At 31.2% G+C, this 13,860-nt stretch carries 7 protein-coding genes; 2 read left to right on the forward strand and 5 right to left on the reverse strand.

Features of this window, described 5'->3' with window-relative positions; translation table 11 throughout:
* Together Q9306_RS23365 and Q9306_RS23370 are read left to right on the forward strand one after the other, a co-directional pair.
* The coding region (locus tag Q9306_RS23365) for an N-acetylmuramoyl-L-alanine amidase family protein (RefSeq protein WP_306202843.1) at positions 1 to 1,746 on the forward strand (1,746 nt) is incomplete at its 5' end.
* Between the two features lie 888 nt (positions 1,747 to 2,634).
* Positions 2,635 to 3,873 (forward strand): YcaO-like family protein, encoded by a 1,239-nt coding sequence (locus tag Q9306_RS23370; protein ID WP_306202845.1) that lies wholly within the window; start codon positions 2,635 to 2,637, stop codon positions 3,871 to 3,873.
* Between the two features lie 791 nt (positions 3,874 to 4,664).
* Here the strand turns inward: Q9306_RS23370 and Q9306_RS23375 are convergent.
* The 5 genes from Q9306_RS23375 to Q9306_RS23395 form a co-directional block, all read right to left on the reverse strand.
* Positions 4,665 to 5,480, reverse strand: a complete 816-nt coding sequence (locus Q9306_RS23375) for a YkgJ family cysteine cluster protein (RefSeq protein WP_306202847.1) — start codon at positions 5,478 to 5,480, stop codon at positions 4,665 to 4,667.
* A 188-nt stretch (positions 5,481 to 5,668) separates the two neighbouring features.
* Complete coding sequence (locus Q9306_RS23380) at positions 5,669 to 7,735, reverse strand: competence protein CoiA family protein (RefSeq protein WP_306202849.1); 2,067 nt, start codon at positions 7,733 to 7,735, stop codon at positions 5,669 to 5,671.
* Positions 7,736 to 8,540: 805 nt separating this feature from the next.
* Positions 8,541 to 9,560, reverse strand: a complete 1,020-nt coding sequence (locus Q9306_RS23385) for an Abi family protein (RefSeq protein WP_306202851.1) — start codon at positions 9,558 to 9,560, stop codon at positions 8,541 to 8,543.
* Positions 9,561 to 10,037: 477 nt separating this feature from the next.
* Complete coding sequence (locus Q9306_RS23390) at positions 10,038 to 12,605, reverse strand: Spaf_1101 family AAA-like ATPase (RefSeq protein WP_306202852.1); 2,568 nt, start codon at positions 12,603 to 12,605, stop codon at positions 10,038 to 10,040.
* 244 nt (positions 12,606 to 12,849) lie between these two features.
* Positions 12,850 to 13,782: a hypothetical protein gene (locus Q9306_RS23395; RefSeq protein ID WP_306202854.1), complete on the reverse strand. Its 933-nt coding sequence runs from the start codon at positions 13,780 to 13,782 to the stop codon at positions 12,850 to 12,852.
* Positions 13,783 to 13,860: the final 78 nt, after the last annotated feature.

The raw sequence follows: 13,860 nt of genomic DNA on the forward strand, positions 1-13,860 counted from the left end.
GTTGTAATGAATCAAGATCACACTGCATTTGTAGAAAAAGCATCTGGTAAAAATCCAAGATTGCTTAATCCACTTTATAAAAAATATTCAGGCGATTCGTTTCAAGACTGGAGCGTGATTACTTATAGTCAGGATACCCTATTTGATTATATAGCAAATAAATTATCAGATGAGCAAAAACGATTGGTAACGTTGACTTCAAAGCCAGTATCCAAAGATGTTCTTTGGAATTATCTCACAAACGATGCTGAAGCTTTTGCAGATTTTCATGACCGTATGGTAAATCTATATGCAGATACGAACCTGACTCTAGAAACACATGTTGGAGTAGAAAATTCTGTATTAGACCATACACCTTATCAAATTATCCCGATTAAAAAAGGAAGCAATAAAGTAATTGTAAAAAAAGGTCCAGAGTATCTTTCAGGGAAAGAAGGAACTGATCTTCAATATGCATTTTCAATTGGGGATGACGAAATATTAGAACTTGTCCCAATCCAAAATTCTGGTAGCAATGAAATTCAATTTGATTTGATAAACAAGAATGGAGCACGTTTGATATTTACTAACAACCTTGCTAAATTCACTACTGATAAGGAACAGCCATCTAACCTTCGTTTCACTTCAAAAAACAACAATGAACTTCACAATTGGTTAGTTGATTGGCATCCTAGTAAGGTAAATGAGACAAAGAAACATGAAGGAAAGACATATGACGGATTAGAGTTCAAACATGATGAAAAAGATATCCATCTATGGACTGCATACAATTCTGGAAAATTGATAACGAATAGTTGGATAAAGAGATATGACCGTCATTATTATGCGGATTCTTCAGGCATTCTTTTAAAGGGCTGGCAAGAAATTGAGGGGAATACGTATTATTTTCATCCAGATTCTAATCACAGGGTCTCAGGAATTAACGGATCTGACTCAATAATTGATGGAAAGTACTATTACTTCAACGATGACGGTGTTCTGCAGAAATCAGCATGGAATGGTCTAGAATATTCCGATGCTTCAGGAGCGTTTATTAAAGAAGGAGTGAAAGAAATTGATAATAAAATTTATTATTTTAAAGATTACACGGCTACTACAAATGAACTGCGTCTAGAAGATCAACATGTTATACTTCACTTTTCTGATAAAGGCGTACTTGAGAAGGCTTCTAGGATGGATGGAAAATCATTGAGTGACACTGGAACTTTTGTTACTCTTGATGAGAAAAAGTTAGTGTTTGAAAAAGATGGGGCTATTAGAAAAACTGGAGTCTCTAAAATTTATGACTCTTTATTTAAGAAGCATATACTGTTTTATTACAGCTTTGAAGAAGGGCCTTTCTATACTGGTTGGAAGGAAATTTATGGTAAAAAATATTATTTCAGTTCTGGCAAAAACTATACTTTTGATGGACACGAAGAAATTGACGGAAAAAGATATTATTTTAATCAGGACGGAGAAGCTAAGCTAACTGGTTTTGATAAAGTTAACAATAAAATATACTATTATAACGATAAAGGCGAAATGCAAACGGGATGGCAAGAAATCGATGGCAAGTGGTATTACTTCGATGAGTCTGGAGCAGCTAAAATAGGATGGTTCCAAGTTGGTGGCGGATACCACTTCCCTGATTACGGATACTTTACTTATTATGCTAAAGAGGATGGTTCTATTTATACAGATACCAATGTTGAAATTAATGGAAAAACCTATAAGTTTGACAGCCATGGACACAAAGGCTATTAAGTAATACAAAAAAAGTCTATTTTTATAAGTATCACTCGTTAAAAGGGATGCTTTTACCTGACTTAAGCATACAACCCTGAAAAACTAAAAATGACTGTTCCACTCAGTGAGTGAGAAAATCGTTTGAAGAGTTAGCTTATATATACAAAAATGGGTCATATTATGTACTGGATTTTATTCCTATAATATGGTCCATTTTATTTTTATAGGTATACTCATTTCTTGTTGATTCTATCCTTTGAGATTGACGAAAATATAAATATTTTTGCTCAATTGAAATCACTCTATGAAGTTTTGGGGATTTAATTTGCAACATAATATATGCAACGTTGTGGCGCTATAAAAATCAAGATCAAGGGAAGTGTTGCATATATGTTAATTTTTGCAACACCTATTGCTGGCTCATATTACTGGTTAAGTAATAGATAACTTATTTAATAAGTTTTACGCCTAGCATACAGAAAAGCAGCTTTTTCTTTTGCGGAATTTGCTTAGCGAAGAAAAATCCGGTTTTTATTTTCCAAAAAATGTCTTATCGTGGGTTTTATGTCATTTGGTTGGCGGGACCCCTTATAGAAGTAGAATTTGTTGAGAAATTTGAATTTTCATAAAAATAGGTTGTTCATCTAATATTTTCCACCTATAATTTAGATGTACCACATGATTATATAATAAAGGAGGAGTTCATAATGGGACGTTGGATTATAGTAACAAGTGAAAAGCATGAACCTAAATTAACAGTGTCTGAAACAAAAGAATTACAGAAACTACAAGAAAAAAAATAAAGAAGATAAAGAGGACATTCTTATGATGTCCTCTTTATCTATACATAAATCCATGAAAAATTGTATTCATTTAATTTATTTTATTTAACTGGAGGTTATTAGAATGCTATATTCCTGGGAAAGAGAAACCTTAGAAGAAACTGCTCATCAACGTATTATGGATACGTTCAAAGAATTAAGTTTTTCAGTGAAAAAAAAGGCTTTTGGAGATAAAATACAAACCACATATGTGGAATTATTTAATTTAAATCAACAGATTGAATCATTCGGCGTAGGAAAAGGGAAGTACAATGAATTAGGCGCATTGTTTGAGGCCTTAGAGCATTATACTCTGGAGAATATATCAATGAAAGAGTGTGATTTTTTCTCTTCTCATCATATTGCGAAGAACCCAATATTTGACGGAGAGCGTGTTATGCAATTGATAGTAGAGGAACCTGATCAACAATTACTTTGTAAAAAATACTATTCTTTGAATGATACACAACAACATGTATGGTACCCATTTTTCATTGCTAATCCACATTATATGCAACATCCAATTGAAACGGATACTTATCAGTATCAGAAAGTACAACGATACAGTTCTAATAATGGCACAGCCATTGGTTCCACTTTACATGAGGCAATTATACATGCAACGAATGAAGTCATTGAAAGGGATGCCTTTTCTTTATTCTTACTTCGGTATTTCTACTATGATATGCCAGATCATACATTAAAAATAATTCATCCAAATACGCTTTCACCATCCCTAAAAGAAACGATTGTACACGCAGAAGAGGAATTACAAGAGGAAATTATACTATTGGATATTACAACGGAAGTTGCAATTCCAACTATATTAGCTGTTACAAAAAATAAAAAGCATACTGGTATATTTGGGCTTGGTACATCTTTATACCCTGAATATGCTATCTTGCGAAGTATTACAGAACTGGTTCAGGTAAATCATATCGCTTTTGCAAATATTGGTGATGAGCTAGCACATCGAGAGCATTTTTTGAACCAATTACAGCCGTATCCTCGTCACTATGCTTGTGCAGAAATGAATATGTGCTCCGTATTTAATCAATTTCCAGCCACTTATGTTTCGTTTGAGGATTTACCGAGATTTTCAGAACGTAATTTAATACTTTACATCGAAGAACTGCAAGAACGATTACACCAACAACATTTTTCTATCTATTATTCTCCAGTCAAAGAGTTTTCCAATGGTATAAAAATCATACATGTACTAATTCCACAAATGGAGCGTTTTTTATTGATTACAAATGGTCAATTGGTATTCCCGTCCGAAAGAGGTATAAAAAAGAGTCTTAAATTACAGTCCAGTTTATAAAAAACACCCTATAAGAATTTAAACCAAAAAACAAATCGACCATTACGGGAAAAAAATTAGTAAAATCAATAACCGGTTCCTTAACGTACAGGGAATCGGTTAATTTGTGTCTAAAATGTGTCTAAACGTACAATTTTCTTTTTTTGATAAGGTGACCCCTAATAGTATACCCCTATTCTCACATTTAGTTGAAACACTCGCCAACATTAAAAACCAGGGCGAAAATCCCTGACTTAATGTACGATATGAATACTGCCATCCTCAAAAATTTCAATCTTTTGATAGCTACCTAAATACTTAAAAGCATCTGCCATAAATCCATTCTTCAATAAATCAGTTTGACCTTTAAGAAATTCAATTTCGTCTAAAATTAAAAAATAGAAATAACATTTCTGGCCATCAATAATTTCAGAATCAGATAATTGAAAGCTGTCACCTTATTTATCTTTAAACCAAGAACGAGCTTCATCATGACTAGCAAATGAAGGGATTTTAGATTCATCTTCTCGAGAAATATGACCATCAGCGTACATAGTGTTTATTTGTATTTATGTTTCATCTCAACTTGAACATCGCACTCACCAGGTAAAATAAGGTCACTTCGAAAGGGTAGATATCCAAGTTGCGCGCTAACTTATCCAGCCAAAACAATTCATTTTCCTTGTACCATTACACATTATTAACACGAAATTCAGAATTCAAACAACATAATGTGAAATAAAAAAAAATAAAGAGAATCCATTTTAAAAATAGATTCTTCTTTTACAAATTCATGTCAGCATTCATATCTTTTAAGGCATCAATTCAGCAATCGTAATTTCTCCTGGTTTCTTATAAAAGAAAGAAGGGACTAGAGAAGAATAAACCGGTCTTCCCTTTTTCATATTTTTATTGTGATATATTTTAAACCAATATACAATTGGATATTGTCTAGGTAGTATTCTTTTCCCTTGATGTGTTGTTTCAAGCATTTTATTTACTTCCGAATCTGAAGATTCAATTTCAGGTGTCTCAAAAGCGTTAGCGTGTATACTAGGAATATGCTCACAAATCGTTGCCTTATCACTCAACATAAGTGAAAAAGAATCATGTGTAGTACCGAAGGTTCTACAAATCATAGGTCTTTTATTATATATCGTACAACTTCCGGTGTTTTCATCTAACATGGGACATGGAAATGGAAATCTCTTTGTTTGTTCATATTGTTCTATATCCTGAATATCTATTTCCCTTTTCCCTTTAAAACTTGCATCTTCTTCTAACCTTCTATATAAATCAGGGTTACTTTCACGGAATAACTCTAAATGTTTAAGTGCCTTTTCAAAGACCATTTCAGCGAATTCTAAACCAATATTACGCATTTCTTCTAAAAGTAATTCAAACTCCAATACTGAAACAGGAAAGACATCATAACAACAATTGAAACACCCTTTCTTACATGGATGACCTTCGAATTCTTTATGTGTAACTTTATAATCTGAGAGGACGTTGTCAATTTTAAAATATTTTTTGTAAAGATTCCCAATGTAACTATCTTGATCTACATTAATATGACACTTTTTTTGTTTTTTACCACTACCACAAAAACACAATTCATTTCTTCCCAATTTTATTCCCCCTTAGAACAAAGTTTAAAAATTCAAAGCCTCAAATGTGGCTTTGTAATAAAGTTTGATCAAAATAGGTTCTATTCTTGTGAAAGAATAAACAATTTTTATAAAAAAGTTTGAATAAAAGTTTCATAAATACCACTATATCAATGTTTTCAACAAAATTATCAATCTTTTTTATAAAGCTACAACAAGGTAAGTTGTTCAAATCTATCATCAATTTCTTTCATATTGTTTTTATTATTTTCTTTTTCCTTCTTCATTTTAGCTTTATTTTCTCGTATATCAGCTTCTATTTCTATTTCTTCAGACCTAATAGCTTTCGCTGCTAACCATTGTGGCAACCCCGCAGGGAATATTTCTTTTTCGAAAGAGATACGTTTCCTTTTTTCCATACATATTATTTCTTTCCAAAACAGTTCTCTAATATTATCAATTTCTTGTTTTGTAAACTGAAGCAACTCTTGAGGTTCTTTCATTAAAATATCCCGCTGCAAGTACCAATTTTCGATTACCTGTCGATTTCGTTCTTTTTGCTCATATATCTTTCTTTCTTCTTCTCTTTTTTGTAGTAATTGTTCCTGGTGATACTTTTGTTCTATCTCTTTTCTTTTCACTTCTTCTTTTCTTAGTTTTTCTACTAATTTTTGTTCGTAATTATTAAGTAACTTTTTACAGAACATTATCTGTTCTATATCGTCCTGGTGTTCTTTGTCTAATTTTTTGTAGTAATCGTATAACTCTTGAACAAAACTGTTTAGTTCTCTGCCTTCAATCCATTCCTTATACATTTCTTTCTCATTAGTATAATAGCAATCAAAGTCATTTTTATCCTTACTAAATTTATGAGAAAATCCTTTATATAAATACATAACAAATGAAGACCACTTTTTTTGTTCAGTTTTTAATATTTTTAACCATGTATACCAATCACCAACCGAATCAAATAAAAATTTATTTTTTTCTTCTCTTAATCGGTCCACCAATAAACCAAATTCGATTTGATACTTCTTATCTAGTTCATCTACAAGGTCTTTTGCCATCTGTGCGGCTAACTCTTCTTCTTTTCGTCTCTCTGCTTCTTTTTTTTGCAATTCCATCTCTATTAATTTTTGTTTATATGCCTCTTGTAGACCTTTCCGTGTTTCCCTAACTAACTCTATACTATTTAATGATTCATTTATCATTCCTGCCTTATTAAATTCAATCTCAGAATCAAATAGACTATTTGATTGGTTTTCACTAATATGAATTTGACCCTTAAATTCTTCATTCATCTCGCTAGATTGTTTTGAACTTGATTCAATCTCTTTATAAGAAGCTCTTAATAACTCTGTTTCTAGTAAAACGGGAACAATGTTCGATTCTTCGATTCTGCTTACCAAGAAAATATCATCTTGCGTAGAATGTGAGCGATTTTCAAGAAGAGCTTCAACTCTTAATCTTGCACTTTCATTAGTTCGACGAATCAGAAAAACATGACCATTATGATCCACGGCTACAATAACATGATATGAGTCCATTAAATAGTTAAATGCTTTGTTATCCGTCCCAGTTATAAAAAAGTATTCCTCTTTTAAAGGAGAAATATATGTATATTCATAAGATTGCTTTTCTGGATTGAAATTACTGATTCTTGTCCCACTATAACTGTCTGTATAAATTTTTTCTCCGTTTATCTCTGTCTCTTTTTGGGGAAAGAAACTATCTAACACTAAAATCCATGCTGTAGGACAATTTTCTTCAAAATAGGTATTAATCCTTCTTGCAATGTCACTAATCCGAATATTTGATGCTTGCACTTCAATAGCCAGTTTTAACTCTTCTCTTCCATTCTCCATTTGAAGTACTGCTACATCAGCACGAACAATTCTTTGGTGTCTTCTCTCTTCTTTTACTAAGTATCCAGCCTTATTAAATAGCCCATATAAATATCTTTTCGTATGTCCATGCGCTAATGATTCATACGAAAAGCAATCTCGACTTCGATGAAAGAAAAATGGGTTTCTATTAGTGGTATGTTTCCCATCCTCATCGGTATTAGATCCTCGATTAAATGAAAGGGAGTCCTGGCAAACTGGACAAGCTGCTTTGTAAACAGGGTTTCTACCTTTGATATACACGGCTTCTGTATCTTTATCTATAGTCATAGAATCCAATTCTATATACTGTTCGTTCTGAAATACAACTTCTCTGCCGCTAGAAAATATATCTCTCCAACCTTCAAATTGTTTAATATAAGAATATTGCAATGTTAATTCTCCCCTTTCTACTTCAGGCCTGCCAACCAAATGTTAGTGCGTTGGCTGCACCCCAAGAAGGAATTTATAACCCTTACAACAACATGTTTCGATAATCCTCTTACAAAAACCTTTCGAAAAATCCTTTTTTTACAAAAAAATCAAGTTATTTAAAATATATGTAGATTAATTAAAAGAATATGAACAAGGGGATGGTTCTATAGAACCATCCCCTTGTTCCCTTACTTGTCTGTGAGAAAGGATATTTCATTCTGTTGATTAACTTCATACGTAAGAATTAGTTTAATATACCTTATTAATCTAGGACTCTTTTACCAATTTCATTAAAACATATTCAAAAGGTTTATAAGCCTTTTAAAAACCTTTTCATTTCACCTATAAGGTTTGTTAGTGCCTCAAGACACTTTGTTACTAGCTTCGCACAAATCGTTACTTCATTTACAAAAGCAATCAATCGCAATACTTCCCTTTTAATAACAGTGTTTTTTACCTCTTTTTTATTATTCTCTTTTTTCTCCAAAGAAAATTTTCAATATTTTTTTCAAATCCATAAGGATTCTTCTTTGCTAGAAATAGTACAAAATTAAATCTTACCTAATTTCTATAACCACTTCCCATTAAAATTTTATTTCAGCTTTCTTCTAATATCTATTAATTTTTGGAATTCCTATGAGTTTACGTCCCCCATAAAACATAGAGTTAACAATAAAAAACAGTAGAATTTAATAACGTTTGATTAAATAAAAAAGATGCTGAGTAGCATCTTTTTTATGATCAACAAAACTATAATTCTTTTTCACTCTGCATTAATCAACAAACATTCTCTCCAATTAGCAGGGAATCCCATTCTATCCAATCTTATAATCTCTTGGTTATCAGAAATATATTGATTCACCGATACAATGAACGAATCCCAGTCACTATGATAAAAAGAATTATAGACTATAAGGTTTTTTAGAGTGAGCAATTGAGCGAATAACGTCTTATTATTGTTATTACCGCCTTTTCTTATGCCGGCCTTTATCATGTCTTCTACAAGCAATCTGGGAGGTGCTGCACTAAAATAACGTGCATAAATCCTGCCATAATGAGCACATGTATTGCGCATAATGTTTACTGCCTTTACCCATCCCATTATAAATTTTCGATATTCTCTTCCAAACGCTTGTGCAATCCAATGTTCACGATATTCCTGGTTCAGTTGACCAATAAAATGATACAACTCACCAAAAGTAGCTTCTTCAACAAGCAACCAAAATGGAATAGCTCTATTTTTATTACGCATATGATGAATAACCGCATCAGACTTACTTTCCTTTATCCGCTTGCTAAATGCCACAAGGAGTTCGTGAGCTGCGGAATCCTTAGCGTATATAGACTTATCTAAATAAAATTCACCTTTATGGAAATCTCCATCGTAATAATCACAAAGGTGCGTAACTAACGTAGAACGAAATAATAACTCCACAACACCTGTGAACTTATTAATTTCCTCACGTAAAAATTCATTGAATTGATATAGAATCAAACAGTCTGTAAAACTGTATTCTTTATCTTTAATCCTAGGTAAATATTTTCTATAAATTTGAAAGCTATAGTAATTATGAACAACAAAAAAATTTTTCGCCAAATCTTTTTCATCCTCTGAAAATTTTAGCGAATAATCATCTTTCAATGAAAGTTCTTCAATAATCTGTCCAACTGTTTTAAATTCGTTCATTGGATGCTCTTCCGAAGAACGATTAAATATGTACGTTTCTTTTTCTTGACTATTTGTTGCTTTTAACACTTGTTCAATCTGTTCGAATAGGAACATTATAATCACAACCTTTTTGGCAAAAAAAAAGACTCACCATGGTCCGCTGCCGATTAATCGCCAAGCGTGGTAAGTTCGTGTATCGATAATATACCAGATATTTATAATTTGGTCAACAGGTGTTATTAATTTTTTTATAAATAAAAGTGAGTGCTAAAATAATACTAAATAATCTTATAACCTTAAATAAAACATAATAAGTTTCAAAACATGACAATCATATATAATAGAAATATTTAGTTTCCCTAAAGGTACACTTACTGACGACTCAAAAGAAAGAATCCAACTTCAAAATTAAAATCTCTAAATATTAATATTTGTTATACAATAAACTTGTCAAAGCATTACCCCTATAGTTTCTATGATGAATCTGTTAACATAGTTTGTTTGTCCCGTGTAATCACCTTAAAAACAAAAAGAACTTGTTGTGATTCCTACAAGTTCTTTTCGTTTTATAATTGTATTTATGAGAAAAATTTAAACGCCCAATAATATAGTAGAATATGCATCCATCTTATGCTTAAATGATTCTTCCCCACCTTCAAGGTATTGAACAATGTACTTCATTACTATCTTATCACTTGGATATCCTCTATTTTCAATCCATCCATGCTTGTTATCTGATTTTAGTACAATTACTTGTTCCGCATCAGCATTAGTTACAATTGTTGAGCTATGAGTGACTACAATAACTTGTCTTTCATTTTTTACCTGTCGCAAACTAGTTACTAAATTCTTATATATATATTGATTATCTAAATTATCTTCAGGCTGATCAATAATTAAAGGGCTATTATCACCACAATATGTACCATAGTTCAATATAAATGTTAGTATTGCAACTACCTTTTGTCCTAAAGACAAGTATTCTATGTTTCTCATCATTACTTTTTCATGATTTATTGACTCTTTTGAGTTAATGTTAAAGAAAAGTGTGTAATCATCAATGATCGCAAAATATTTATTTAGTGCAGATAATAATAGTTCTTTATCCTTAAGTAACTCATTTTTAATTTCCTTATAAACTGTAGATAAATTGCGTTCGGTAATTACTTCAAAACTTTCATCAACATCATGCATAGAGCTACTAGCATTTTTTGTAAAGCTCAAGATTGAAACTGTTTTTTCTAGTTCCTTATGCTTCTCATTTGCCAATAAATTGAAAAACTCTAAGAATCCTATACGATCTACAATTTCATATAAATATCTTTCCACTTCTTCCCATGTTAAAAAGGTTTTAGCTATATGCTTATTTTGATTGATACGAAGTAACAAATCTCCAAGAAAGTAATCTAACTGTTCTTGTTTAGGGGAAAGTTCAATTTTTATTAAATCTTTATTTTCTTTATTAAATCCACTAATAACAGTTTTAACATGTTTTTTTTGTGAATCTAGACTTCCAATCAAATTACTCAAATTTTCTCTAAAATACTTTTTATATTTAATTTTATTTTCTTTTTCTAGTTGATTTAAAAACTCTTTAAATTCAAGCTTTATTCCATTGAAGACCGTCTCCCGTACAAAATCGCCAATTTCTCCTTGATCTATTCGATGAATGATATTATTAATTGAGTACCCTTTTCTGTAAACTTTTTTTAAAATTTCACGTCGGTGTTGAATAGTAACTAAGGATGCAACAAATGTATCCTCTCTCTCCTTCTCGATTTCAAATAATTCCATCCAGTGGTTAGCAAGTTGTATTTTATCTTGAAGCATATCAACTATAAAAGCCTTCTTATGAAAAACATGTTTTCCAGTGTAACTTTCGCTACTATCTCGTTGAGGAAGGAAACGAATAATATATTCCTTTCCTTTCAAAGAAAATACAATATAAATTCTCTTGTGCTGTGAAAGAAATTCTAACTGATCTCTATTTGTAGTTTCCATGGTAAAAACCGTTTCGATAATATTCAGTAAAGTGCTTTTTCCAGTACCTCTTCCGCCTATGATACAGTTTAAATCCCTCGAAAAATCTAAGTTGAACATATTCTTATCAAACTTATCTTGTTTTCCTTCAGTTCCACATAAATAACCATCATCTCCAGGATCGATACATATTCCTTTTATATATTTATCTGTAAAATTTGGTTTGGTAGTAAAAACACAGAAACTATGATTATTAATCGCTTGCTTTAACGCTCCAAAAGTAAAACTATTAAATTTAATCCAAGTATTATTTATCCCTATACTGTCTAAATCATGAGCATCACTTTCATGAAGAAAACAAAATTCTTTCTTTTTCACATAATTTCTAACTGAGTTTAATACTTTCCCTTTAACACTTATGTTAGTCAAACCTAACACTTTTAAGATATCTGAGGAAAATAAACTTTTTTTGTAGATATTTGTTCCTATATAATCTGAGCTGTTTATGTGTGCTATATAAGGTAACCCTCCAATATCTGCTATAGCTCGAATTATTGTTAGACTATGATCACAAGTTCCATCATTTTCTGTAATTACAAAGCGTTCTAAAAAATCCATTACATTTTCATAATTCGCTTCATCAAATATACCAACTACATGATTCTTATCAGCACATGATATTTCTACTCCTAGGAATAAATGTATGCTTTTTTGATTTAATACTTTCCCTTTTAGCCTCTCTATAAAGTATTTATTAAGAGCATACCGAAGTTTATTATAACCACTAATGGTATTATGATCCGATATTACTACAACCTCAACTTTGTATGAGTATAATTGATGGGCAATTAACATATAAGCTATGTATTCTTTTAAGTTATCATAAGGTACTTTTTGATGAGATAAAGCATCAATATACTCCTGTCCTTTATATTCACCCTCATTAACGAGAGAAAGCATTTTCTGTTGCTGAATCTCGGTAAAATAACCATAATCTTTCGCTATATTGATTACTTCTTGTTCTGTTAGTTGTTGAAACGACTTATCAGGAACTAGACGGTAATCATACGAAGCTGGGGTATGTAAATGAATTTCACACTTCTTCAAATCGCCATATCTTTTCTGCGCTTTTTCAATTTTTTTATATACCTCCAATAGGTCATCTGTAATTACATTCATTCTACTCATCCTATCACTTTAATTTACTAAAACAGTTAGATATAAGCCATTAGCATAATTATATCACTTAAGATATATAATAAAAAAATTGTAATTACATTCACACTAGAGTCCGTGAAAATAATAGAAATATAATTGCGCCTTAAATATACAATAAAAAGAAAACACATATTATATAGCTAATATGTGTTCCCTTTTTATTAATAGGGGGGAAATATTAAAAGTAAAGATATAACCTCACAGATTACCTTAATGTAATCCCAACAATATTTGATGTGCAATGTAGTGCTTTTTTTATTGTATCTTCACCCAGTACTTTTTCTTCTTCACTATAATAATCAGCAATTTCTTCTATCGTCCACTCCTGAATTTGAAAACGTACAAGCCATTCAAAATGTTCTTTATTTCTTTTTTCTTTCCCTTCTACATATCCCAATTTTTTTATATAAGTTTCTGTACGATTCTTATATAAATCTTTATATTTTCTAAAAGCAATATCTAATTTTTTCTCAAATTCATTCCATGTTTGATCTCTAGGATCCCATGCATACCCAAATGTATACCCTTGTATATTTTCTTTTCTTCCATTAAAGGCCTCAAATAAATCAAATTCATAGTTGGTATAAATATTCTCATAGCTATGTGCTTCAATGGGAAGTCCTGTAATGTTATACTGATTCATATTTTCAGAGTTTGGAGTAAAAACAAAAGGAAATTCATCTCCAGTGAAAACTTTGTCTTTGATTTTTTTTTCGTCTAACTCTTCTTCGTCCTCTATATAAATTGAGTCAGTTATAGACCAATTAATAATATACTGTGGTAGCTTTCTGCCTATTTTGTTATAGAATTTCTTTTTTTTCTCTATTTGTTCAGGGTGATCTCGTTTGCTAGGTATAGCCCAAAGTCCTATTTCTAAAAACGTTTTCTTATTTAATGAATTATCCACTAAATTATATTTTTGGGCCCATTCAATAATTGCATCTTTTAATTCTAGAAGATGAGAATTACATTGAGTATTCGCTTCTTCAAGCGCTACCCAATCATCTATATCTACAATACTATCGTTAGAATCCTCCAATTCTTTATGTAATCGTTCCGCTGTCGTATAAATTGGTACAATCTTATTTAAATCTTCCACAAATTGAGGTTCAAGTGCTTCTATAACTGTTTTTTGCAAGCAGAAAGTGCAGAGAATTGCAGCGAAAAGTGCAGAGGCTTGCAGTTCTCTTTTTTCTTAAAGATTCATGTCTAAATT

The sequence above is a fragment of the Bacillus multifaciens genome (genome assembly GCF_030756675.1).
Taxonomy (GTDB): Bacteria; Bacillota; Bacilli; order Bacillales; family Bacillaceae_G; genus Bacillus_A; species Bacillus_A multifaciens.

What these genes read in the sequence shown, in the direction of transcription:
- Q9306_RS23370 (WP_306202845.1), top strand. Translation starts at nt 2,635, where the DNA reads ATGCTATATTCCTGGGAAAGAGAAACCTTAGAAGAAACTGCTCATCAA.
- Q9306_RS23385 (WP_306202851.1), bottom strand. Translation starts at nt 9,560, where the DNA reads ATGTTCCTATTCGAACAGATTGAACAAGTGTTAAAAGCAACAAATAGT.
- Q9306_RS23390 (WP_306202852.1), bottom strand. Translation starts at nt 12,605, where the DNA reads ATGAATGTAATTACAGATGACCTATTGGAGGTATATAAAAAAATTGAA.